A 25628-nucleotide genomic window follows, 5' to 3' on the forward strand; every position below is an offset into this window, starting at 1 on the left:
AGAGAACTTGTAATAGACTTTTTGATCATTATAAATGGAAACAGCAGGGGTGGATTTACCCACTGCATGCGTTATTGCTCCATATTGTGTATGCTTAGCGTATGTATTCCTTTCAGGAACGATACAGGCCTTAAGGTGGTCAATTTTATTCAACAGGAGAGAGCATATATGAAAATACTTACGTTAAATACACACGCCTGGGCGGAAGAAGACCAGTTGAACAAGATCAGTCAGCTGGCAGATTTTATTAATGCACATCAGTTTGATGTAATCTCCATGCAGGAGGTCAATCAATCCATAGAAGAGTCGGCATTGTCTGCAGAACACTTGCAGCATTTTATCTCAACCGATCCTGATGCCGTGATCAAAAAAGACAATTACGCTCATGTCTTGCTGACGCAGCTGACCGATACCTATTACTGGACATGGGTTCCAACGCATGTCGGATTCAGCAAATACGATGAGGGTCTGGCGATCCTGAGCCGTACGCCGATTACAGCTTCTTTTGAAGAATATGTCTCTCACATGCGCGATTATAGCAACTACCGGACACGCAAAATTGTGGGTATACAGACGGCCGTTGAAGGTGAGGCGACGTGGTTTGTTAACGGACACTATAACTGGTGGGATGATGAACAGGAACCATTTAAGGGACAGTGGGAATTAACAGAGAGTAAACTTGCTCCATATCTGAATCAACCGCTGTTTATTATGGGAGATTTCAATAATGTTGCGGAAGTGCGCGGGGAAGGCTACGATCACATCATCAGCCAAGGCTGGAATGACCTTTACACCACTGCCGAACAAAAAGATGATGGAGCAACGGTAGTCAAAGCTATTGCCGGATGGGCTGACAACAAACGCGATCTTCGGATTGATTACATCTTCTCCAAACATCCGGTGCAGGCGAAGTCTTCTACTGTCGTGCTTAACGGCAAGAACGGCCCAGTTGTATCTGATCACTACGGGGTAGCGGTGGAAATTTAGCAAATGATTCTGGTTGTCCCGTTGCAAAAATGAAAAGCCTCCGCTGAATTCCTACACAAGGAAATCAGTCGGGGGCTTCTTTTATTAAAGGCCTATGTACATAAAATTGCGTTTTGTCTATTTGTCCGTTCTATTATCTTGCTATTCCTACTCCAAGGCCAGCATCTCGGTCACGAATTTTTTCAGATTCGCACTGGTTTCGCTGAGCTGCTCAATACTTTGCATAAACTCACTGACCAACTGTGCCTGATCCACGGTTGCGGTTGTAATCTGCCCAATCTCCAGCTCCATATGCTTCATTGAATCTTGAACGCTGCCTAGCGAAGTTTCGATATCTGAGGCTGCTTGTTTGGTGTGATCCGATAGCTTGCGAACTTCACTGGCAACAACACCGAACCCACTTCCCAGATCACCGACGCGAGCGGCTTCGATCATGGCGTTCAGGCCAAGCAAATTGGTTTGTTCAGATACTTCGCGAATCACATTGGTTACCTTGGTCACACTGATTGAATTCTCTGCGGCTTGTTTGGAGTTGCGCAAGATCTCTTCCGAAGTCGCGGATAGTTCCTCCGAATGGGCTGCAATCTGCTGAATGCCACCAAGCAGGGCGTTAATGGTTGCTTCATTTTCACTGATTAGTTTCTCAAGGGTGATATGGTTATCCAGCGCGTAATTTACGCCCAATATGCCAACAACCTGGTCGTTCTCTTGAATTGGAATAAGAATGGCGTCAAAAGGTCTGCCTTGCAGATCGCCTGGCATTCTTGCAACGGTACGGGAATCCCGGTTCGTCAGCATTTTGAAATCCTTATAGTCTTCGTGCAGCTCGTCTCCTACTTTTACACCAATCTCCAGCCCGTTGGCCTCGGCAAAATATAACACTTTCTCATGATCATTAATGGATATGGAAACATCGTCACGAAACATCTGTCTTACAAAAGGCATAGCATTAACCAAAGATTCAAGAATACTCAAGGCTCATCTTTCCTTTCCCATACAAAAAGTGGAATTTCCAATCTAATACCTTTATCGGCAGGCCATTCCCATTTTTAAACCGATTCTCTGATTTTGTCGATATTAGACGATTTGTTCAGAATTGGTTCAGAGCTTCCTTATATAATGTGCAGGACGTGATATGCCTGTATTTATTGATTGAAGTTGAATTCCATCTGTAGTATCCACACCTGGATGACACTTGTATATTTTGGATTGGGGGAGCTTTTCTTGAAAAGACATCATTTTATCTGTTCGCTGCTTGCAGCTTCATTGTTAACAACACCTTTGTGGAACATACAGGCCAATGGGGCAGCTGTATTTACGGATATTGAAGGTTCATATGCCAAGGACGCGATTGTAAGACTGCAAAATGAAGGGATCATTACCGGAATCAGCGATGTTCGCTTCAATCCGGCAGGTGAAATCAAAAGACAGGATTTTGCTGTGATCTTGGCCAAAGCATTAAAACTGGATACATCTAATGTACCTTCCAGCCCGACATTTTCGGATGTGCCTGCAAATAGCTATGCTTACGCTTCAATCGAAGCCGGGTATCAAGCGGGATTATTGAACGGCATGGGTAACGGGAAATTCGGCTCGGGTCAGACGTTATCGAGACAGGATATGGTGGTAACCCTGATGAGAGCGATGGGGACGGACGTAACGGGCAAAGCCGCTTCATTAACGTTTAAGGATAGCGGCAACATCTCGGATTATGCCAAGGATGCAGTCGGCGCGGCCCAGGAAGCCGGCTTCATTGTGGGCGACAGAAATAACAAGTTCAATCCAATGCTACAGGCAGATCGTCAAGCGGTAGCTCTGACCGCTTCCCGTTTTCTGCAGGCAATAGAGGAAAAGCTAACTACAAAACCTGAACCAACGCCAGTACCGGAAACTGAGCCGGAACCAGCACCAGCACCAGCACCTGCCCCAGCTCCATCGACAACCACGAACAGCGGGGGTTCATCGTCAGGGGGCAGTAGCGGAGGAGGCACCATCCCTTCGGTACCGGCTGACATAACGGCACCAACAGTGAATGTGAACCGGATTTTCTTTAACGATAACTACAGCGGAACACAAGATCAGCTTTGGGGAGAGGCAGGAGCAGTAAGCGAAGCGGGAGCTGTCGTTAAAGCATATCCATGGAAAGATCTCAACGAGAATGGAAAAGTGGACAGCGACGAGTTGAAAACAGCCATTGTGCTTGGCGAGAGCTTGATTGATGGTTCGTTCACAGCGGTGGATATCGGGGATTATCCATCCGGGATATACCGGTTTATTTTGACCGCTACGGATAAGGCAGGCAACGAATCTGCCCGGGACGTGGCGAGTTTGTTAAAGATTAAGCTGGTCCATAATGAGCAGCCGGTACTGGACGTTGAGGCCCCGACTGTGGACATCAGCAAATTTAAAGTTATTGATAACTACAATGGTACGTTTGATCAAATTCAGGGTGAGCCAGGGGCCATTGGTGAAGAGAATGCCATTGTGGCTTTCTACAAATGGACGGATTCGAATGGTAATGATATCGTGGACGAGGAAGAGCTTGCTAGTCCTCTTCTGCTTGGCCCTAGCCAGGCTGACGGTTCGCTGCCTCCGACCATTTTGCTTAACCTTCCGCCAGGAGAATATAGATATGTAATTACTGCCAAGGATCAGGCTGGTAACGAGTCACCTAAAGATAATGAACATGTGTTTACATTTGCGCTCGTCAAAGGTGAGGCTCCAGTAGATATTCCAACTGCTGCATCAAGCCATTTTGGGTTTGATGGGAAAGAAGATAAAACGAAATATCTCCAAACGGAATATCAGAATCTCCCTTTTACCTTGGATTATAGTCTAGGGGAAGAATTTGTAGATGGTATGATTGAATATTCAACCGATGCATTTAAGTTTACTGAGGATGATTCCTATGTTATTAATGGTATTCCTTACACCATCGGTGACAGTCAGATCAGTAATGATGGCCATACCCTTAGACTTGATAAATTAAATTCAGGCGCTGGTACTGTAGTCACTTTGAAATTGGGGAACAAAATGAATGACGTAAGAAAACAGTATGATATGTTTATTCGTGTGGATGCAGATGGGAACGGACTGGCCAAATCTGAATATGCTGAAGATAGACTAATCATTAACTTTACCATTTTCGGATGATATGCATCGGACCGGGCCACAACCTTGTGGTCCGGTTTTTTTGCTGGGGAAAAGGACAGAAGGATCGAATAAAAATAGTGAAAGTGCAAACAAATTTCTATAGCCAACCAACAAACCTGTCAGTTATACTGGGGATATTATTCGGCTGTTTTGCAATAAGCTTGGAGTCAATAAGCTTACGCTTCAATTGCCTTGGAACAAGGGATTTTCTCACCAAGGTTAAGCGCTATACTTAAATAGTATACTTGGATAATTACGTTTGAAGAGAGTATGTTCATTCCATCCGGAGAGGACTGTGGCAATCCATGACAACGTATTTTGATGAACCGCAGAGCATGTACTACCGTTTTGGAGAGGATCAGGATCAGATATTGAAAGTGCTGGCGGAGAGGTATATCGGCGCCAATGCGCAAGCTGACTTTGTATATCGGATGTTCCAGAAGTCGGGTATTCTGCAGAACGAGAAAGGGTTGTATGATTTCAATCTGAGTGAACGATTCACGAATGCCCACAAAGGACAAGTAGCCTATGCCGCAGCCCTGGTATGGGGAGATGAGAATCGAAACCTGGATGTTCTCGTTCGCTGCTACGGGCCTGTTCGATTCTATTTTAATGATCAGCTGGTGTACCGCTCAACGGTAATGGACGAGATTAATCCGGACTCCACGGTAAAATTGGGGATCGACATCAAGCCGGGCTGGAATACGTTATTGCTTGAAATGAAATATACTCCTGCCGGTTTTGGATGCCAGTTTGGTTCAGATGAAGGGAAGGTGCGCATCTTGAATGTGCTTGCTCCTTTTCAGGAACGTCACGGACAGGGTGGATGGGTCTATACGAAGCCTATTGACCAGGAAGAAGCTGTGCGCGCATTTAGTACTTCATCCACATCTGGAAGCATTCAACCTAATTGGAACCTGTTTGGACAGGAACAGGATGATATATTTGAGTGGTTTCCCAATAAGGAGTGGTCCCTTGAACAGCAGGCCAGACCGACATTGGAGCGATTATATGGACATGTTCCCGGACAGCGGGCCTACGCTTGGACACGAATAAATAATAGGGACTCGGCGGGAAGCCTTATAAGTTTATCCGGCCATTCTTCCGGACCACTAACGATATGGGTAAATGGGAAGCCAGCTGTACAGTTAAAGGAAGCAGGATCATTTGAGTCTGAAATACAGGCATCTTATGGTCAGAACGATCTATTGGTATGCAGCGTATGCAGCGCGACCACTGAGCCATGGAGGTTTACTTTAAACGCAGCCGTGAACGGGAAGCAGCTTGAATTGGAGCTGCCCAAACATGTGCATGGAGCTTCAGGACAGAAGTGGATGTATGTTGGTTCTTTCCAAGCTGGAATGGAGCCGGAAGTACAAGATTTATTGCGCACAGACCGTGTTTACAGGATAAATGCTTCTCCGGCCAGCAATGAAGACGATAACCAAAACAAGCATGCGGAGCATACGTATTGGCAGTTGGATCAGCCAGATGCTTGGATTCGCCCGTATTATGAAAATGCAATGCTTAGCAATAAGTGGACAGTTGGCAGTGTGACCAATTACGGCCGCTGGGATTACCCGCTTGGTGTAACGGTTTATGGACTACTGCAAACCGGGCGTTATCTGGATCGCCCCGATATCATTCGTTATGCAGCAGAACATGTGCAGGCATGCACCCGAATGTATGATTACTCGCTATGGGATCGGGAACAGTACGGGTTCCCGGCAGTTAACCAGCAGTTGGTCATGATGAAAATGCTGGATAACTGCGGCTCTTTTGGTTCAGCCATGCTTGAGGCGTACTCGGAATGTAATGAACCGACGTTCCTACCGATTGCTGAGCGTATTGCTGATTTCATGCTCTTCCGGTTGGAGCGGCAGGAAGACGGCGCGTTTTACCGCGAGTGCATTGGAGAATTCGCCGAGAATACGATGTGGGCAGATGATCTCTACATGAGTACCCCATTTCTGGTCCGGTATGCTCGCCTGACTGGGAAGCAATCAGCGCTGGACGAGGCAGCGAGACAATTTCTACTTTATCGCAAATATCTGTTTATGCCTGAATTCAAAATCATGTCTCATGTATATGATTTCAAATATGAACAAGCGACTCATATTCCGTGGGGACGTGGGAACGGATGGACACTGTTTTCCCTGACTGAAGTTTTGGAGGCTTTGTCAGCAGAGCACCCTGATCGCCCGGCATTAATCCAGTTCTTCAATGAATTGTGTGATGGTTATGCAGCTTTGCAGGGAGAGGGAGGATTATGGCATCAGGTGCTGAATGATGCAAACACGTACCAGGAAGCTTCCTGTACCGCCATGTTTGCTTATGGGTTTGCGCGGGGCGTTCGCTTCGGCTGGTTGGAGCAGCCAGAGCGTTATATTGAAGCTTCAGAGCGGGCATGGAGTGAGTTGACCCGGACAGCTATCGACCGCCAAGGCAATGTACACGGGGTATGCAGTGGGTCCAGATATGCTTTTACGGCGGAATACTACGATAAGGATCTGCTGACTGTAACGAATGACAACCATGGTATTGGCATTATGATGCTGGCAGGTACCGAAGTGGCGAAAATGAAAGAGCACTTGGCCAGGCAGACCACAACACCTGCTACAGTGACGCAACCCTCCATGTGAGTAAAGATGAGGTCACTATGAAGATGATGTATTCTTGACTTGATAAACCGCCGGAGAATTTACTCCGGTGGTTTTTACTCCCTAACCCCTTACTTTTTTGACAGGAAAGCTTACTTTTGTTTATGTCATGAGCGGTAATACGCCGTTACAATAGTTTTGTAAGCGATTCCATAATAAAAGGGGAGAAAATTCATTCATGTTGATCACTAAAAAATGGGTAACTCTGTTCTGCATGTCCCTATTGTTATTGGCTACAGCCTGTTCCGGAGCATCTTCCGGGTCTACTGCTTCATCTGGTGAGGGAAGTGAGGAAGCTGCATCGGGCAACATTCAACTGCGCATGACCTGGTGGGGATCACAGACTCGCCATGATCTGACGACCAAAGTGATTAAACTGTTTGAAGAGAAACACCCCGGTATTACAATCAAACCGGAATACTCCGGATGGGACGGATATTTTGACAAGCTGACCACGCAGGTAGCTGGTTCGAATGCACCGGATATTGTACAGATGGATTATGCTTTTCTTACCGACTTTGCCCGGCGTGGTGCACTTCTCGATCTGACCCCATACAGCGAGAGTAAAGAGCTACGTACAGATGACCATGACGCGAGCATGCTCAAAGCCGGATCGATTGATGATAAATTATATGCAATTACGTTAGGCGTAAATGCACCCGGAGTCATTTACGACGCGACTCTGTTTAAGGAACTTGGAATCGAAGAACCTCAGGAGAGCTGGACGTGGAAGGACTTTAGCGATATTGCAGCCAGGATTGCTGCAGAAAAGGGTGAAGGTTTCTACGGATCAGCGGATGTATCGGGAACGACCAACATGTTTGAGGTTTTTATTCGTCAAACAGGCAAGGGACTATTCGAAGGTGGGACGATGGCGGCAACCCCTGAGGAGCTTCAGCAGTGGTTTGACATGTGGGGAGCCCTTCGCGAGAACGGGGGCGTTACCCCTGCCGAAGTGACAGCGTCCACAACCAACGCATTGGAGACACGTCCGATCTCGCTGGGTACGGCCGCCATGGATTTTGCGTGGTCCAACCAATTATTGACGTTCCAGCAGGTGAATAAAAACCAAGATCACAAGCTTGGCATACAAGTGCTCCCGCATGGCGAGAACGAAAAACAAATCGGTGAATACCTGAAAGCAGGTCAGTTCCTGTCGGGTTACGCCAAAACCAAACATCCGAAGGAAGTGGCCATGTTTATTGACTTCATGGTGAACGATCCGGAGGCAACTGCTATTCTCGGCTCCGAGCGGGGAGTACCCGTCAACTCCAGCATTCGTGAGAAAATGCAGCCTACGCTGCCTGAAGCGGAGCAAGCCATCTTCCAGTTTATCGACGTCGTATCCAAAAACTCCAGTGAAATCGATCCTCCTTACCCGCAGGGATTTTCCGAAGTGGATACCAGCTTCAAGAGCGCAAGTGAGCAGATCGCCTTTGGTCAAGGCAGCACATCGGATGTGATTGCCCAATTCATTGAAGGTGCCAAGGCGACACTTGCATCGAGTCAATAGAGCCTTGAACAGATCTGGACTTCAAATTCCGCGGGGAGGTTGCGAAGATGAGTACAACGCAGATCGGTCAAGCCCGAACCGAGCGTATGACAGCCCGACGGGTGAAACGGAGGTATGCCCATAGTGGAGCAGCACTTCTGTTTCTGGCCCCATGGCTGGTTGGGTTATTGTTTCTGACCCTGGGCCCAATGTTGGTTTCACTATACATTTCGTTTACAGACTATAGTATCCTGGCCGCCCCTTCCTGGGTCGGTCTGGGTAACTACACGACCATGTTTACCTCGGATAAGCTGTTTATCCAGTCGTTGAAGGTGACCTTTACGTATGTTGCTGTGTCCGTTCCGGTTAAATTGATCTTTGCCTTGCTTGTCGCGATGCTGCTTAACAAAGGAATTCGCGGGCTGGGTATTTACCGGACCGTATATTACATCCCCACCTTGCTTGGAGGCAGTGTGGCCATCGCCATGTTATGGCGTAAAATGCTGGGTGGCGACGGCCTGCTCAATGGCGTGCTTGCCATGGTGGGTATCAAGGCACCGGATTGGGTGGCTAATCCAAAATATGCGCTGTACTCCATCGTGCTGTTGTCCGTATGGCAGTTCGGATCATCCATGATTATTTTCCTGGCAGGCCTGAAGCAGATTCCACCTGAATATGACGAAGCTTCTGCGGTAGACGGTGCTGGTCCGTTCCGGCGTTTCTTCAATATAACGCTGCCGATATTATCGCCGGTTATCTTTTTCAATGTGGTCATGCAGCTGATCACCTCCTTTCAATCGTTCACGCAAGCCTTCGTCATCAGCAATGGCAGTGGGGGTCCTGTAAATTCAACATTGATGTACTCCCTGTATCTCTATAAGAAGGGATTCTCCTTCTTTCAGATGGGTTACGCATCGGCGATGGCCTGGGTGCTGGTAATTCTGATCGGCGTGTTTACTTTGCTGGTATTCCGCAGCAGCAAGCTGTGGGTCCATTATGAGGATGGTGGAAAATCATGATTGGACAACGGAATTCTGCTCTTTGGGTCATGGCGAAACATATTTTAATTTCAGGAATTGCCCTCGTCATGCTGTATCCAGTGCTCTGGATGCTGGGCAGTTCGTTCAAGCCGGGACATATGATCTTCACGGAGACGTGGTTCTGGCCGCAGGAATGGAACTTTCAAAATTACATGAATGGCTGGACCGGAATCCAGGGTAACCCATTCTCCCGTTTCCTGACCAACTCCATTGTCCTGTCACTGGGTGCGGTCCTGGGTAATGTGGTCTCTTGTTCAATGGCAGCGTATGCCTTTGCCAGACTGGATTTTCGTTTCAAGGCAATCTGCTTCGGCCTGATGTTAATGACGATCATGCTACCGCATCATGTGACGCTGATTCCGCAATATATCCTGTTCAACCATTTGGAATGGGTGAATACGTACCTGCCTCTGGTGGTTCCCAAATGGCTTGCTACGGATGCCTTCTTTATTTTCCTGATGGTTCAATTCTTCCGCGGTCTGCCCAAAGAGCTGGATGAGGCGGCAACCATTGATGGCTGTGGACCTGTACGCATATACACGAAGGTCATTATCCCGTTGGCCTTTCCAGCGCTGGTGACCACGATGATCTTTACCTTTTTGTGGACATGGGATGATTTCTTCAGTCAACTGATCTATTTAAGCGATGTCAGCAAATACACGGTACCGCTGGGGCTGCGCTTGTTCCTGGATTCCAGCTCCCAATCGGATTGGGGTCCGATGTTTGCCATGTCGGTGTTATCGCTCGTGCCTTGTTTCATCGTATTTATGGTCTGCCAAAAGTACTTCGTGGAAGGGATCGCGACCTCCGGACTCAAAGGGTAATTTCCAAACGAAATGAGTTGGTTTCATGGGGAAACGAAGATTATCCCTGTTTATCAATCACAAACTGCAGCAAAGCAAGCTCACCACGCTGATGGTGACTTGCTTTATTGCGTTTAACCTGCTGCTTGTATCAGGCATCGTCTGGCTGGCATATCAGTCTTTCTCTACCGTAACCTTTACCGAAATCAGCAAAGCACGGCTGGCACTCCTTAACGAGAGTACCAGGCGTGGCTTTGATTTTATTACTGGAGTGACAGGAACCGCCTATTCGCTGGCAAGCAACAGAGAGCTCTCAAGTTTGCTGGAGACGGCAGGAACAGGGAGGCTTACACAGATTCACCAAAGACGAGAGTTAGCCAAAATACTGGACCATACGCTTGTTGTTAGTGAAGGCATCACTTCCGTGGAATTGTATACGGATGCGTTCAATGGGGTTAACGTCACGATGCCTGACCGGATCTTTCCAGTAGATACGATTGCAGGGGACGAATGGTTCGCAGCTCTGGAACATGCAGATGCAGCCTGGGTACCTCTGCGGGAAAATGAATCAGGACATTCCCTGGTTGGTTATGCCCAGCGGATCTTCGACAGTCGTGGCAGTACGGCGGCCTATGTCCTTATCCGTTTGAGCCGTGCCGATATTGTACGCCGATTTGCAGACATGCCCATGGTATTGGATGGACAGGTGCTGCTCGTGGACACGGCGGGGAACGTCATAATGCAGATGGGTGGTGCCGATCCGGTAAGGGCTTATGAGCAACGTTCCAGTGGTCATGAAGATGTAGTTGTCGCTAATTCGCTCCTGCCAGTGGATACAGCCGCTCGGGGAACGCTACCGATCGTAGACAGTGAATGGATTCAAGAGCATGCCCAGCAGAATGAAGATGGATTCGAGGTGGTATCTGGCGACGGTGGCGGTGCGCAGCTCGTGCTGTATTCCAAGCCCGCTACACTTCAGTGGCGTTTGGTACAGACGATTCCCGTACATACCCTCCTATCTCCGGTCAGGTATGCCGGATGGCAGGTGCTCGGTATTGCTGTGGTCGGACTGGTATGTTCAGCCGTATTCGCGTATTTGTTTGTCCGGCGCATTATCCGGCCCCTTCGTCAGCTGATTAAGCGAATGAGACAGCTTGAGAAGGGTGACTTTGAAACCAGGGTACATCTCTCGTTTACCCAGGAGTATGCTCATCTGGCTTATGGCTTCAATCATATGGCTTCCAGACTGACGGAATTGATGAATCAGGTGAAGGAGGAGAGCCGCGCCAAGCGAGAGGCCCAGACAAGTCTGCTGGAGGCACAGATCAAACCTCACTTTCTCTACAATACACTGGATATGATCCATTGGCGTGCGCTTGATTATGAAGCCAAAGACATTAGCCGCATGATTGTTCAGCTCAGCAAACTTTTACGCATTGGCCTTAGTGGAGGCAAAATGTTCATTAAAATTCGTGATGAGCTGGAGCATGCCCGTTGTTATGTCAGCATCCAGGCCGAAAGATTGCCTTTCTCCATTCATTATGAAGAACAGATCGATCCGCGTGTCCGGAGCTGTTACATCCCCAAAATTATTTTGCAGCCCTTTATTGAAAATGCCGTCATACATGCAAACCCCAAAGATGAGACACTTCAAATCCGTGTGGAAATATGGGAAGAGACTGAGGATCCATCCAGGGTTGTTATTCAAATTATAGATAATGGTCAAGGTCTGCCAGCAGAGTGGAGGCTGGAAAGTTCACGAGGTATCGGTGTGAGGAATGTACATCAACGCATTCAGTTATATTGTGGCAGAGGATATGGCGTTCATTTACGTACAGGTAGCTCGGGTGGTGTGCAAGTAACGATCTCACTACCGCGTATTGAGACGGAAGAGCAGTTAAATCTCTGGCTGGACGGTGAAAACATATGAAAACCATCATGCTTGTAGATGACGATCCACATATGATTAAGGCTTTAACCGAACATATTGAGTGGCCTTCTCTGGGTCTGAGAATTGCAGGCACAGCTTCCAACGGCGTAGATGCGCTTGAACAATTCGAGCGGCTGCGCCCTGATCTGGTCATGACCGATGTTTACATGCCAGGGATGACAGGGTTGGAGGTAACACAGGCAATTCGCCGCAATTATCCTCATCTGCCGATTATCATTTTAAGTGGATACGACGAATTCGAGAATGCTCGGGCCGCCATGCGGTGGGGAGTGAATCATTTTTTGCTGAAACCGGCAGAGGTGGAAGAGATCGAATCCGTGCTGCGTGAAGTTATGTTGGAACAGGAGGTGCGAGAGCGGCATGAGCGGCTGGAGCGAACATACAAGCAGGAGATCGGAAAGGTAGTTCCCTATTTGCGCAAACAGTTTCTGCACGAACTCCTGACCACACGTTATCAGGCCAATGAGTTGCCTAGCGAACGTATGGATTATGTGGGTATTCCCTTGTCTGCACAGGTAAGCACGATTAGTCTGCAGCTGAATCGCCCCGGATTTCTGACAAAGATGAAAGAGCGTGACTGGCAGCTGCTCCGCTACGGGGCGGCTGATATTATTCAGGAAACGATTAAGGAACAAACGGTGCGCTTACCGAACAGTCAGGTTGAGATCGTGGATTATTCAGATCGGGTTTTTGTGCTGCTCCTTTTTGGCGGAGAAGAGCTGCTTGATGAGATGTACTCTATTGTGGAAAGGATGATTGACCAAGTATTTACGTATCTCAAAATGGAGATGAGTGCTGGGATTGGAACACCCAAAAATCATCTGTGCGAGGTAATGGACTCTTATTTGGAGAGCAGAGAAGCACTTGAGATGGCGGAATTTCAGGGAGGAAGCCGAATCTATTCATATAACTCCATCCAAAGAGTGGAAACGAGTGTACATGATTATTCTATGCTGCTGCAGCAATGGAACGAGTCATGGGCAGACATGAAGATTGATTTGGCAGAAGAAGCATGGCTTTTAATCCGCCAGATGTTTAAGGTTGGTAAGTGTACTGGCCTTCAGGATGTACAGGTGGTAGCCGTAAGTCTTTTTAATACCTTAATTCACAGTTGGAATAGACAATACCCCCTGTTGCGCCCGCCCATGGCCATGAGCAAGTTTCTCAGGGACATTCAAACCAAATATTCATTGCAGGATCTGCTATGCTGGATGGATGCATTTATTGGAGAATGGATCGAGCAGACACGGAAAGAGATGACAGAGAAAAAGAGCAATAAACTTGTCGACCAGGTGAAACAGTATGTGGAGCAGCATTATGCTGAAGAAATCAGTTTTGAGGCTATAGCGAAGGGGCTTTTTGTACATCCCAAATATCTGAGCCAGCTATTCAAAAGGGTAACCGGGGAAAATTTCGTGGGTTATCTAAACGGATATCGAATCCAAAAGGCAATAGAACTGCTGCAATCAGGTCATTACATGGTCTACGAGGTTAGTGAGATGACGGGGTTCCGGAATGCGACGTATTTTAGTCAGGTATTTAAAATGCTTACGGGCAAAAGTCCATCCGAATTCGGATAGGAGATAGAGGGAAGGGTAGATATGAAGATTCAAAAACAGGAGTTTATCATAAAAGGAATGGCTTTTTCGATTAGATCGGCAGAAGAAAAGGATGCGGAGTCCTTATCCTCGCTTCGTGTACAGATTGATGGAGAAACGGAGAACATGGACCGGGAGCAGGGCGAAGCTTATATCGATGCAACGGGGTTCAGGAACATTATCTGTTTGGACACAGAGAAAGATCGAAACTTGTTTCTTGTGGCTACTGTGCAGGATGAGATTGTCGGGTATGCCAGATGTGAGGGGTCTGACCTGAAGCGGTTTTCCCATAGAGTTGAATTTGGGGTGTGTGTTGCCCGAAATTACTGGGGCTATGGCATCGGGAATAAGCTGCTGGAATTGTCACTCCATTGGGCTGACAGAAGCGGTGTTGAGAAAGTGATGCTGACTGTATTAGAAACCAATGATAAAGCAATAGAGCTATACCATAGCATGGGTTTTGAAATTGAAGGTGTGTTGAAAAAGGACCGCAGACATGCGAACGGAGAGTACTACGATACGATTGTGATGGGTAGATTCGGAAACAAGTAGAGAGAACCGACGGTGGTTGGGCCATTGTAATCGGATATCTAATCATGGGCTTCTATTATTAATAGAGGATATATAACGTAGTAGGTGATTTGTAGTAGATCATATAAGTTGTATAAAAGGTCACCAGAATGCTTTCCACTGCGAATCCAGAAATGCTTCCGACAAAGAAACTAATGAGTCTCACCTCTTACTGTAACGATACATGTCTACCTGAATGAATGGATTGGAATAGATGTTGACCTCTGTCTGATAAGTTTAGATATAGTCTGCACACTGATGACTGCAGGAGTATTAGTCAATGTATCTATGTAACTCTAATCATTTATCAATATCAGCATTTGGGATATTTTACATGTAGTAATTACTATTTCAGCATGGTATATTCTTATTCCGGCCAAGAAAACACAAGAAACACGGTGCGGTAAGCTAGCTTAACAAGCGAAAGAAACTTCAAAAAAGTGCTTGCCAAATTGGTTCGGACATGATAAGATATAAAAGTTGCTGAAGAGAACAACACTCGGATGCGAACGACGTTTGATCTTTGAAAACTGAACAACGAGTGAGTAAATGATCTTGCTTGCAAGATCAACAAATGAGATTTTTAATCTCGTCAGATTCAAAATGAGCTAATCGCTCTTTTCAATACTTTATTGGAGAGTTTGATCCTGGCTCAGGACGAACGCTGGCGGCATGCCTAATACATGCAAGTCGAGCGGACTTGAAGAGAAGCTTGCTTCTCTGATGGTTAGCGGCGGACGGGTGAGTAACACGTAGGCAACCTGCCCTCAAGCTTGGGACAACTACCGGAAACGGTAGCTAATACCGAATACTTGCTTCCTTCGCCTGAAGGAAGCTGGAAAGACGGAGCAATCTGTCACTTGAGGATGGGCCTGCGGCGCATTAGCTAGTTGGTGAGGTAACGGCTCACCAAGGCGACGATGCGTAGCCGACCTGAGAGGGTGATCGGCCACACTGGGACTGAGACACGGCCCAGACTCCTACGGGAGGCAGCAGTAGGGAATCTTCCGCAATGGGCGAAAGCCTGACGGAGCAATGCCGCGTGAGTGATGAAGGTTTTCGGATCGTAAAGCTCTGTTGCCAGGGAAGAACGTCCTTGAGAGTAACTGCTCAAGGAGTGACGGTACCTGAGAAGAAAGCCCCGGCTAACTACGTGCCAGCAGCCGCGGTAATACGTAGGGGGCAAGCGTTGTCCGGAATTATTGGGCGTAAAGCGCGCGCAGGCGGTCATTTAAGTCTGGTGTTTAATCCCGGGGCTCAACCCCGGATCGCACTGGAAACTGGATGACTTGAGTGCAGAAGAGGAGAGTGGAATTCCACGTGTAGCGGTGAAATGCGTAGAGATGTGGAGGAACACCAGTGGCGAAGGCGACTCTCTGGGCTGTAACTGACGCTGAGGCGCGAAAGCGTGGGGAGCAAACAGGATTAGATACCCTGGTAGTCCACGCCGTAAACGATGAATGCTAGGTGTTAGGGGTTTCGATACCCTTGGTGCCGAAGTTAACACATTAAGCATTCCGCCTGGGGAGTACGGTCGCAAGACTGAAACTCAAAGGAATTGACGGGGACCCGCACAAGCAGTGGAGTATGTGGTTTAATTCGAAGCAACGCGAAGAACCTTACCAGGTCTTGACATCCCTCTGACCGTCCTAGAGATAGGGCTTTCCTTCGGGACAGAGGAGACAGGTGGTGCATGGTTGTCGTCAGCTCGTGTCGTGAGATGTTGGGTTAAGTCCCGCAACGAGCGCAACCCTTGATCTTAGTTGCCAGCACTTCGGGTGGGCACTCTAAGGTGACTGCCGGTGACAAACCGGAGGAAGGTGGGGATGACGTCAAATCATCATGCCCCTTATGACCTGGGCTACACACGTACTACAATGGCCGGTACAACGGGCTGTGAAGCCGCGAGGTGGAACGAATCCTAAAAAGCCGGTCTCAGTTCGGATTGCAGGCTGCAACTCGCCTGCATGAAGTCGGAATTGCTAGTAATCGCGGATCAGCATGCCGCGGTGAATACGTTCCCGGGTCTTGTACACACCGCCCGTCACACCACGAGAGTTTATAACACCCGAAGTCGGTGGGGTAACCGCAAGGAGCCAGCCGCCGAAGGTGGGATAGATGATTGGGGTGAAGTCGTAACAAGGTAGCCGTATCGGAAGGTGCGGCTGGATCACCTCCTTTCTATGGAGAATCGTTTCCCGTAGCGGAAACATTCAAAAAGTCTTCAGGAAGCATGCTTCCGAAGCGAGCTTTACTTCGTAAAGCTTTTAACTCACTCGTTGCTCAGTTTTGAGAGCTCAAACTCTCAAAACAGCTTGCTTTTGCATGGAGCTTGTTCTTTGAAAACTAGATATCGAAACGAAAATTGCGAATTAGAACATTCCTTTTAGCTGAACTTGTGTTAAACAAGTTTCAAATATTAGCGAAAACTGCTTTGCGATGGTATCGAATTGGAACGACTTTTGGATTTGCGCAAGCAAACCAAGGGAAGTGAGAAGTCGAAACCGGAGTATATGGTTAAGCTACTAAGAGCACACGGAGGATGCCTAGGCGCTAGGAGCCGATGAAGGACGTGGCGAACAACGATACTGCCTCGGGGAGCTGTAAGCAAGCTTTGATCCGGGGATGTCCGAATGGGGAAACCCAGCTGGGGTAATATCCAGTTACTCACAACTGAATACATAGGTTGTGTAGAGGCATACCAGGGGAACTGAAACATCTAAGTACCTTGAGGAAGAGAAAACAATAGTGATTCCGTCAGTAGCGGCGAGCGAACGCGGAACAGCCCAAACCAGAGAGCTTGCTCTCTGGGGTTGTGGGACGTCTCACATGGAGTTACAAAGGAGCCGGTTAAACGAAGAGGTCTGGAAAGGCCCGCCAAAGAAGGTAAAAGCCCTGTAATTGAAAGTCTGCTCTCTCCGAGACGGATCCCGAGTAGTGCGGGGCACGTGAAACCCCGTATGAATCCGGCAGGACCATCTGCCAAGGCTAAATACTTCCTAGCGACCGATAGTGAAGCAGTACCGTGAGGGAAAGGTGAAAAGCACCCCGGAAGGGGAGTGAAATAGAACCTGAAACCGTGTGCTTACAAGAAGTCAGAGCCCATTTTAGGGGTGATGGCGTGCCTTTTGTAGAATGAACCGGCGAGTTACGTTCCCGTGCAAGGTTAAGGTGAAGAGCCGGAGCCGCAGCGAAAGCGAGTCTGAATAGGGCGAGTTAGTACGTGGACGTAGACCCGAAACCGGGTGATCTACCCCTGTCCAGGGTGAAGGTGCGGTAACACGCACTGGAGGCCCGAACCCACGCACGTTGAAAAGTGCGGGGATGAGGTGGGGGTAGCGGAGAAATTCCAATCGAACTCGGAGATAGCTGGTTCTCCCCGAAATAGCTTTAGGGCTAGCCTCGGAAAACAGAGTCGTGGAGGTAGAGCACTGATTGGGTGCGGGGCCCGCAAGGGTTACCAAGCTCAGTCAAACTCCGAATGCCATAGACTTACTTCCGGGAGTCAGACAGTGAGTGCTAAGATCCATTGTCAAAAGGGAAACAGCCCAGACCATCAGCTAAGGTCCCCAAGTGTGTGTTAAGTGGGAAAGGATGTGGAGTTGCACAGACAACCAGGATGTTGGCTTAGAAGCAGCCACCATTGAAAGAGTGCGTAATAGCTCACTGGTCGAGTGACTCTGCGCCGAAAATGTAACGGGGCTAAACACACCACCGAAGCTATGGCTTGATGCTTTGCATCAGGGGTAGGGGAGCGTTGTATAAGGGTTGAAGGTGTACCGTAAGGAGCGCTGGACATTATACAAGTGAGAATGCCGGTATGAGTAACGAAAAGATCAGTGAGAATCTGATCCGCCGAAAGCCTAAGGGTTCCTGAGGAAGGCTCGTCCGCTCAGGGTAAGTCGGGACCTAAGGCGAGGCCGAAAGGCGTAGTCGAAGGACAACAGGTCGAAATTCCTGTACCACCGTAAATCGTTACGAGCGATGGGGGGACGCAGTAGGGTAGTGACGCAGACTGATGGATGTCTGTCCAAGCAGTAAGGCTGATGTGTAGGCAAATCCGCACATCCTAAGGCTGAGCTGTGATGGGGAGTGAAAATTACAGTAGCGAAGGTCATGATCTCACACTGCCAAGAAAAGCCTCTAGCCAGATGAAGGTGCCCGTACCGCAAACCGACACAGGTAGGCGAGAAGAGAATTCTAAGGCGCGCGGAAGAACTCTCGTTAAGGAACTCGGCAAAATGACCCCGTAACTTCGGGAGAAGGGGTGCCCCGGTAGTGTGAATAGCACGAGGGGGCCGCAGTGAAAAGGCCCAAGCGACTGTTTAGCAAAAACACAGGTCTGTGCGAAGCCGTAAGGCGAAGTATACGGGCTGACGCCTGCCCGGTGCTGGAAGGTTAAGGGGAGCGGTTAGGGAGTAATCCCGAAGCTGTGAACCGAAGCCCCAGTAAACGGCGGCCGTAACTATAACGGTCCTAAGGTAGCGAAATTCCTTGTCAGGTAAATTCTGACCCGCACGAATGGCGTAACGACTTGGGCGCTGTCTCAACGAGAGATCCGGTGAAATTTTAATACCTGTGAAGATGCAGGTTACCCGCGACAAGACGGAAAGACCCCATGGAGCTTTACTGCAGCTTGATATTGAATTTGGGTACGATCTGTACAGGATAGGTGGGAGCCTTTGAAGCATGAGCGCCAGCTTGTGTGGAGGCACCGTTGGGATACCACCCTGATCGTATCTAGGTTCTAACCTGGTGCCCTTAGCGGGTACGGGGACAGTGTCAGGTGGGCAGTTTGACTGGGGCGGTCGCCTCCTAAAGAGTAACGGAGGCGCCCAAAGGTTCCCTCAGAATGGTTGGAAATCATTCGAAGAGTGCAAAGGCATAAGGGAGCTTGACTGCGAGACCTACAAGTCGAGCAGGGACGAAAGTCGGGCTTAGTGATCCGGTGGTACCGCATGGAAGGGCCATCGCTCAACGGATAAAAGCTACCCTGGGGATAACAGGCTTATCTCCCCCAAGAGTCCACATCGACGGGGAGGTTTGGCACCTCGATGTCGGCTCATCGCATCCTGGGGCTGAAGTAGGTCCCAAGGGTTGGGCTGTTCGCCCATTAAAGCGGTACGCGAGCTGGGTTCAGAACGTCGTGAGACAGTTCGGTCCCTATCTGTCGTGGGCGTAGGAAATTTGAGAGGAGCTGTCCTTAGTACGAGAGGACCGGGATGGACGTACCGCTGGTGTACCAGTTGTTCCGCCAGGAGCACCGCTGGGTAGCTATGTACGGACGGGATAAGCGCTGAAAGCATCTAAGCGTGAAGCCCCCCTCAAGATGAGATTTCCCAGTATGTAAGACCCCTTGAAGACGACGAGGTAGATAGGCTGGGGGTGGAAGTGCAGTAATGCATGGAGCTGACCAGTACTAATCGGTCGAGGGCTTATCCAAATTGCAGGTTCTAGTCGCAAATTTCGTTTCGGATCTAGTTTTCAGAGAATGATCTCTGAGTGTATAGCAGCATCGTTTGGTGGCGATAGCGGAGGGGTTCCACACGTACCCATCCCGAACACGACCGTTAAGCCCTCTAGCGCCGATGGTACTTGGACCGAAGGGTCCTGGGAGAGTAGGATGCTGCCAAGCGAGACCCCACTGGGGTATTTTTTTTCGAGTTTTTGATAAGGGCCCTTAGCTCAGTTGGTTAGAGCGCACCTCTGATAAGGGTGAGGTCGGTGGTTCGAGTCCACCAGGGCCCACCATACAAGATTTATGCAATTCACGGGGTCCCCGGAAAGTAATCGGAATAAACCTCGAAGCTACACTTCACTTTGTGGGGTGAACAAACATGGGGCCATAGCTCAGCTGGGAGAGCGCCTGCCTTGCAAGCAGGAGGTCAGCGGTTCGATCCCGCTTGGCTCCACCATTCCCTGATAGCTCAGTTGGTAGAGCACTCGACTGTTAATCGAGTTGTCACAGGTTCGAGTCCTGTTCGGGGAGCCATATGGAGAGGTGTCCGAGTTGGCCGAAGGAGCACGATTGGAAATCGTGTAGGCGCCACAAGCGTCTCGAGGGTTCGAATCCCTCTCTCTCCGCCAGAAGATTTTTTAGTGAGGCCCGTTGGTCAAGGGGTTAAGACACCTCCCTTTCACGGAGGTAACAGGGGTTCGAATCCCCTACGGGTCATAGATATGGAGGCTTAGCTCAGCTGGGAGAGCATCTGCCTTACAAGCAGAGGGTCGGGGGTTCGAGCCCCTCAGCCTCCACCATATAACTTTTATAACGACGCGGGGTGGAGCAGCCCGGTAGCTCGTCGGGCTCATAACCCGAAGGCCGCAGGTTCAAATCCTGCCCCCGCAATTATACTTTCCTAAGAGAAAGTGATCTGGAACCGTGGTGTAGTTGGCCTAACATGCCTGCCTGTCACGCAGGAGATCGCGGGTTCGAATCCCGTCGGTTCCGCCATCTTGATTATGCTTCAGGGATGAGAATCCGTTTTGGGTTCGTCGGAGCATACACTTCGAGAGCATTAGCTTCGCAGTCTCGAACGAAGTGAGAGTATCCCGTCGGTTCCGCCATTTAATATTTAATACCGCATGCGGACGTGGCTCAGCGGTAGAGCATCGCCTTGCCAAGGCGAGGGTCGCGGGTTCGATTCCCGTCGTCCGCTCCAATTATTTTGCGCCCTTAGCTCAGCTGGATAGAGCGTTTGACTACGAATCAAAAGGCCGGGAGTTCGAATCTCTCAGGGCGCGCCATTATAAAACTTATTTGCCGGCGTGGCGGAATGGCAGACGCGCTCGACTCAAAATCGAGTGGGAAACCGTGGAGGTTCGAGTCCTCTCGCCGGTATAACATAACGGGATGTAGCTCAGCTTGGTAGAGCACCTGGTTTGGGACCAGGGGGTCGCATGTTCAAATCGTGTCATCCCGATATTATTTTACGCGGGTGTAGTTCAATGGTAGAACTTTAGCCTTCCAAGCTAATAGCGTGGGTTCGATTCCCATCACCCGCTTACGGATATAGAGAAAAAAGAGATGATCATGATCATCTCTTTTTTTGTGCTTTTAGGGTACCCACAAGACTACGTACTCACTGCAATTACATCCTTTTGAACTTGAACAAATACAATTCACCCTGTGGAATGTTGATTAGCAGCATATAGATCGAATTAGACTTCATTTTAATAAAACGCTTACAAAAATATCTTGCCTATTTAGCCATGATGTAATACTATACCAATTAAGCGCTTAACCTTTATGGGTAAGGCGCTTAAACTTAACGTAGATTAAGCGCTTTACCCATAAAGGGAAAGGAGACGAAATCCATGACAACGATCCGGCTGACCATGGCCCAGGCACTGCTCCGCTATCTGGACCAGCAGTATATTTCCGTAGATGGTGTGGAGACCAAATTCGTGAAGGGTGTTATCGGTATTTTCGGACACGGTAATGTTACAGGAATAGGAGAGGCACTGGAACGCAGCCCAGGAAGTCTGACGTACATGCAAGGCAAAAATGAACAGGGTATGGTACACACTGCAGCGGCTTATGCCAAGCAGAAGAATCGCAGGCAAATATACGCGTGTACCACATCGATCGGCCCAGGTGCGTTGAATATGATTACCGCTGCTGCAACAGCGACCGTGAACCGGATTCCTGTACTTCTGCTTCCCGGAGATAACTTTGCCACACGTGAACCGGACCCGGTTCTGCAACAGCTCGAAGTGAGCAGTGATTATACCGTCTCGGCTACAGACCCATTTAAAGCGGTCAGCAAGTATTGGGATCGTATTGTACGTCCTGAACAGTTAATGATTGCTGTAACACAGGCGATGCGTGTTCTCACGGATCCAGCGGAGACGGGAGCGGTAACGCTGGCACTGCCGCAGGATGTGCAGGCAGAGGCGTACGATTACCCGGAAGCGTTCTTCGCCCGCAAGGTGCATTACCTGGACCGCCGGCCTCCGGTCCAGGCAGCCATTGAACGGGCCGCGGAACAGCTGGCCCGTGGCAGGAAGCCGCTGCTGGTTGCTGGCGGCGGTGTGTTGTATTCCGAGGCGTCTGTTCAGCTCGCTGCCTTCGCCGAGGCATTCGGCATTCCGGTTGCCGAGACCCAGGCTGGCAAGAGTGCACTGTCCTGGGACCATCCACTCAACGTGGGGGCCATCGGGGTTACAGGCTCTCTGGCAGCAAACCGGCTTGCAAGAGAAGCAGATGTTGTGATCGGCGTCGGCACCCGGTTCTCGGATTTCACGACGGCGTCCCGATCCGCTTTTCAGCATCCAGAAGTGACATTTATCAACCTAAACCTGAACGGTATGGATGCTGCCAAACTGGGCGGGGAAGCCATTCTTGCAGATGCACGAGAAGGTCTGCAAGCCTTGCAAAAGGCAATGCAGGAACGAGGATATCGTAGCGGCTACGGCCCATCCGAGGTTGCTGATCTGCGGGGTGAATGGAATCGAGAAGTAGATCGGTTGTATGAACTAGAGCACGAAGCCGGCTTGGCACAGACCACCGCCGTTGGAATTATTAATCGGAATATTGATCCATCTTCCATCATTGTTTGTGCAGCGGGTAGCCTGCCGGGAGATTTGCATCGCCTGTGGCGAGCAGCAGAACCGAAGACGTATCACATGGAATACGGCTTCTCCTGTATGGGCTATGAGGTGAGTGGTGCGTTTGGAGCAGCGCTTGCCGAGCCGAATCGGGAAGTATACGCCATGGTTGGTGACGGCAGTTACCTGATGCTGCATTCCGAGCTGGTGACCAGTCTGCAGGAACAGAAGAAGTTCACCATTTTGCTATTCAATAACAATGGATTCCAATGCATTCATAATTTGCAGCGTGAGCACGGCAGTGACGGATTCGGCAACGAGTTTCGTTATAGGGAATCGGAGAGTGGACGACTGACAGGGGATTACCTGCCGATGGATTTTGCAGCACATGCTCGCAGTCTGGGAGCACAAGCATATCGAGCAGAAACAGCAGAGCAGCTGGAGCAGGCGCTCAAGGATGCAAGGAATGAGAGCGTGACTACACTTATCGAGATTCCGGTTGTACCAGGGACCAATGCAGGAGGATATGAATCCTGGTGGAATGTTGGCGTGCCGGAGGTATCAACAGAAGAAAAGGTGGTAAGTGCTCATCATGCAATGCAAGCCAGCCGTGCCAAAGCAAAGCTCATTTAATTCAGCACCGTATATCTGAACGGACAAGATGCTGAACTCTAATAAAGGAGATGTGGAGCCATGAACAAGCTGCCATTTCAGCTCGGGATTCATCCGATCAACTGGGTCGGCGAAGATGTGAAGGAGCATGGAGACAACACGACGTGTGAGCAGATTTTGGATGATATTCAGCGACTCGGATTGACTGGTACGGAGATGGGGCGCAAATATCCAACGGATCCAGCTGCACTGCGTGAGGAATTAGATAAGCGCAATATCCGTCTCGTTTCCCAGTGGAAGTCGGTATTGCTCTCCGACCCAGCATACCGGAAATCAGAGCTGGACAGCTATCGCAGACACACGGAGTTTCTGCAATCGATGGGTAGTACGGTGATTAGTACAGCAGAGATCGGGGGTTCCCTGCATTTTGATCCACGGCGGACTCCGCATGAGAAGGAAGTGCTAAGACTCAGTGAAATCGAGTGGCACATCCTTGCTGAAGGGTTGAACGAGGCTGGTGCCATTGCACGAGAACATGGATTGAAACTGACATACCATCACCATGGCGGCACCGTAGTGGAACGGCCGGAGGAGATCGACCGGTTGATGGAATTGACCGATCCTACTCTCGTTTACTTGCTTTATGACACGGGTCATGCCTACTACGGGGGAGCTGATCCACTTGCTCTGCTGCGTAAGCATTATGACCGGATAGCCTATATTCACTTGAAAGATATCCGTCCGGATGTACTGGATGAGGCACGGGCAGCACAATCTGATTTTGTTGGCTGTATTCGCAAAGGGGTATTTACTGTACCCGGGGATGGATGCATTGATTTTGCACCGATTATGCAGGAATTGGTTGATCGGGGATACGATGGGTGGGCGATGCTTGAAGGCGAGCAGGATCCTGCCATTCATAATCCATACGAGTATGCGAAACGTTCCCTCTTGTACATGAATTCATTAATTAAGTAGCCCATCTAATTCGGCATGAGTTTAATGTGATTTCCATAGGGTTAGGTAACGAAGGTGTTTTTCATATGTGCATATCAAAATACCAATGTAGACAGAAGGTGTCTCCGGAGAGAAGAGTATATTTTATCTGGATCGGCCAGCACCTTTAATCTAGAACACTATTCCATTTACGAAAGGGGTTCTAAGCCATGGCTTACGTTTCCTTTCCTGCTTCCAGGAAGACGGATTTTACCGCAATCGGAAGACTGTGCATTGACTTGAACGCCAATGAGATTAACCGTCCGATGGAAGAGACGATGACGTTTACGAAGTATGTAGGTGGATCTCCGGCCAATATTACGATTGGCATGTCCAGGCTTGGCATGGAGACGGCTTTTATCGGGAAAATCGCCAATGACCAGATGGGGAGATTCATCCATAGTTATCTGGAACGCAACGGAATTGATACGTCCAATGTGGTAACCGATGACACAGGAGCAGTGACAGGGCTTGCTTTTACCGAGATCAAAAGTCCAACCGACTGCAGCATACTGATGTATCGCGACCACGTAGCTGATCTGCTGTTACAAGCCCGTGAAGTGCAGGAGCAGCTGATCGAGGATTCCAAAGTGCTGCTAATTTCCGGAACGGCTCTTGCCCAGAGCCCATCTCGTGAAGCAGTATTTCAGGCACTAACGTATGCAAAAAAACATGGAACGGTCATTGTATTTGATCTCGATTATCGTCCCTACACCTGGACATCGGCGGAAGAAACAGCAGTGTATTACAACCTTGCAGCTGAAAAATGCGACATCATCCTGGGCACCCGTGAGGAATTCGACATGATGGAGACATTTGACCATAATACACAGCGCAGCGATCAGGTGACCTCGCAAAAGTGGTTTGACTACTCAGCAAAAATTGTTGTTATCAAGCATGGCAAGGAAGGATCCATTGCCTATACCCGCGAGGGGCTATCCCATCGTGCAGACAGCTACCCAGCGCGTGTGGTGAAGACATTTGGAGCTGGCGACTCCTATGCAGCAGGGTTCCTGTACGGATTAATGCAGAACTGGACGATTGAACGCAGTATGGCGTATGGCAGCGCAGCAGCAAGTATCGTCATTTCTAGTCACAGCTGCTCGGATGCGATGCCAACGGTAGAACAGGTAAATGACTATATTGATCGCTGCAAACGGGGCGAGATTATAGTGTCGTGAATCACTAAGGAATGGTTGCAACATATATAAGCGAA

At 49.1% G+C, this 25628-nt stretch carries 13 protein-coding genes, 13 tRNA genes and 3 rRNA genes; 28 read left to right on the top strand and 1 reads right to left on the bottom strand.

The window, feature by feature from the left end; genetic code table 11:
* Positions 1–168: 168 nt before the first annotated feature.
* Positions 169–987 carry an endonuclease/exonuclease/phosphatase family protein gene (locus tag MHB82_RS01305; RefSeq protein ID WP_341173627.1) on the top strand — a complete coding sequence of 273 codons (819 nt, stop codon included), beginning with the start codon at positions 169–171 and terminating at the stop codon, positions 985–987.
* Between the two features lie 147 nt (positions 988–1134).
* Here MHB82_RS01305 and MHB82_RS01310 read toward each other — a convergent pair whose 3' ends face one another.
* Positions 1135–1962, bottom strand: coding sequence for a methyl-accepting chemotaxis protein (locus tag MHB82_RS01310; RefSeq protein WP_095361968.1), 828 nt, complete (start codon positions 1960–1962; stop codon positions 1135–1137).
* A gap of 249 nt (positions 1963–2211) precedes the next feature.
* Here MHB82_RS01310 and MHB82_RS01315 point away from each other — a divergent pair, with 249 nt between their 5' ends.
* The 27 genes from MHB82_RS01315 to iolC all read left to right on the top strand — a co-directional run bounded on the left by MHB82_RS01315 (position 2212) and on the right by iolC (position 25593).
* Positions 2212–4140, top strand: coding sequence for an S-layer homology domain-containing protein (locus tag MHB82_RS01315; protein WP_341173628.1), 1929 nt, complete (start codon positions 2212–2214; stop codon positions 4138–4140).
* Between the two features lie 305 nt (positions 4141–4445).
* A complete protein-coding gene (locus tag MHB82_RS01320) occupies positions 4446–6782 on the top strand; it encodes a glycoside hydrolase family 88/105 protein (protein ID WP_341173629.1) in 2337 nt (778 codons plus the stop codon).
* 196 nt (positions 6783–6978) lie between these two features.
* A complete protein-coding gene (locus MHB82_RS01325; protein ID WP_341173630.1) occupies positions 6979–8313 on the top strand; it encodes an ABC transporter substrate-binding protein in 1335 nt (444 codons plus the stop codon).
* An 86-nt stretch (positions 8314–8399) separates the two neighbouring features.
* Entirely contained in the window at positions 8400–9311 is a 912-nt protein-coding gene (locus MHB82_RS01330) for a carbohydrate ABC transporter permease (protein ID WP_341176566.1), read from the top strand.
* Positions 9308–10156, top strand: a complete 849-nt coding sequence (locus MHB82_RS01335; protein ID WP_337039361.1) for a carbohydrate ABC transporter permease — start codon at positions 9308–9310, stop codon at positions 10154–10156. The genes MHB82_RS01330 and MHB82_RS01335 overlap by 4 nt, the downstream gene beginning before the upstream one ends.
* A gap of 25 nt (positions 10157–10181) precedes the next feature.
* The gene (locus tag MHB82_RS01340) at positions 10182–12065 is read left to right on the top strand and encodes a cache domain-containing sensor histidine kinase (RefSeq protein ID WP_341173631.1); all 1884 of its coding nucleotides are present in this window, start codon (positions 10182–10184) and stop codon (positions 12063–12065) included.
* Complete coding sequence (locus MHB82_RS01345) at positions 12062–13666, top strand: response regulator (protein WP_341173632.1); 1605 nt, start codon at positions 12062–12064, stop codon at positions 13664–13666. The genes MHB82_RS01340 and MHB82_RS01345 overlap by 4 nt, the downstream gene beginning before the upstream one ends.
* Positions 13667–13687: 21 nt before the next feature.
* Positions 13688–14236 carry a GNAT family N-acetyltransferase gene (locus tag MHB82_RS01350; RefSeq protein WP_341173633.1) on the top strand — a complete coding sequence of 183 codons (549 nt, stop codon included), beginning with the start codon at positions 13688–13690 and terminating at the stop codon, positions 14234–14236.
* A 647-nt stretch (positions 14237–14883) separates the two neighbouring features.
* Positions 14884–16435, top strand: a 16S ribosomal RNA gene (locus tag MHB82_RS01355).
* Positions 16436–16769: 334 nt separating this feature from the next.
* Positions 16770–19697, top strand: a 23S ribosomal RNA gene (locus MHB82_RS01360).
* A 75-nt stretch (positions 19698–19772) separates the two neighbouring features.
* A 5S ribosomal RNA gene (gene rrf / locus MHB82_RS01365) occupies positions 19773–19889 on the top strand.
* The 16S, 23S and 5S rRNA genes sit together here with 13 tRNA genes alongside, the layout of an rRNA operon.
* A gap of 39 nt (positions 19890–19928) precedes the next feature.
* Positions 19929–20005, top strand: a tRNA-Ile gene (locus MHB82_RS01370).
* 88 nt (positions 20006–20093) lie between these two features.
* Positions 20094–20169, top strand: a tRNA-Ala gene (locus MHB82_RS01375).
* A 1-nt stretch (position 20170) separates the two neighbouring features.
* A tRNA-Asn gene (locus tag MHB82_RS01380) sits at positions 20171–20246 on the top strand.
* Positions 20247–20249: 3 nt separating this feature from the next.
* A tRNA-Ser gene (locus MHB82_RS01385) sits at positions 20250–20341 on the top strand.
* Positions 20342–20357: 16 nt separating this feature from the next.
* Positions 20358–20429 (top strand) — tRNA-Glu (locus tag MHB82_RS01390).
* A 7-nt stretch (positions 20430–20436) separates the two neighbouring features.
* Positions 20437–20512: transfer RNA gene (locus tag MHB82_RS01395), tRNA-Val, on the top strand.
* A gap of 17 nt (positions 20513–20529) precedes the next feature.
* A tRNA-Met gene (locus MHB82_RS01400) sits at positions 20530–20603 on the top strand.
* A 27-nt stretch (positions 20604–20630) separates the two neighbouring features.
* A tRNA-Asp gene (locus MHB82_RS01405) sits at positions 20631–20708 on the top strand.
* A gap of 133 nt (positions 20709–20841) precedes the next feature.
* A tRNA-Gly gene (locus tag MHB82_RS01410) sits at positions 20842–20916 on the top strand.
* 8 nt (positions 20917–20924) lie between these two features.
* Positions 20925–21001, top strand: a tRNA-Arg gene (locus MHB82_RS01415).
* Between the two features lie 15 nt (positions 21002–21016).
* A tRNA-Leu gene (locus MHB82_RS01420) sits at positions 21017–21095 on the top strand.
* Between the two features lie 8 nt (positions 21096–21103).
* A tRNA-Pro gene (locus MHB82_RS01425) sits at positions 21104–21177 on the top strand.
* A gap of 11 nt (positions 21178–21188) precedes the next feature.
* A tRNA-Gly gene (locus tag MHB82_RS01430) sits at positions 21189–21259 on the top strand.
* A 312-nt stretch (positions 21260–21571) separates the two neighbouring features.
* Entirely contained in the window at positions 21572–23437 is a 1866-nt protein-coding gene (gene iolD / locus MHB82_RS01435; protein WP_341173634.1) for a 3D-(3,5/4)-trihydroxycyclohexane-1,2-dione acylhydrolase (decyclizing), read from the top strand.
* Positions 23438–23497: 60 nt separating this feature from the next.
* The gene (gene iolE / locus MHB82_RS01440) at positions 23498–24394 is read left to right on the top strand and encodes a myo-inosose-2 dehydratase (RefSeq protein WP_341173635.1); all 897 of its coding nucleotides are present in this window, start codon (positions 23498–23500) and stop codon (positions 24392–24394) included.
* Positions 24395–24582: 188 nt separating this feature from the next.
* A complete protein-coding gene (gene iolC, locus MHB82_RS01445; RefSeq protein WP_341173636.1) occupies positions 24583–25593 on the top strand; it encodes a 5-dehydro-2-deoxygluconokinase in 1011 nt (336 codons plus the stop codon).
* The last annotated feature ends 35 nt before the right edge of the window (positions 25594–25628 follow it).

Source organism: Paenibacillus sp. FSL K6-2862, from assembly GCF_038005125.1.
Taxonomy (GTDB): domain Bacteria; phylum Bacillota; class Bacilli; order Paenibacillales; family Paenibacillaceae; genus Paenibacillus; species Paenibacillus illinoisensis_A.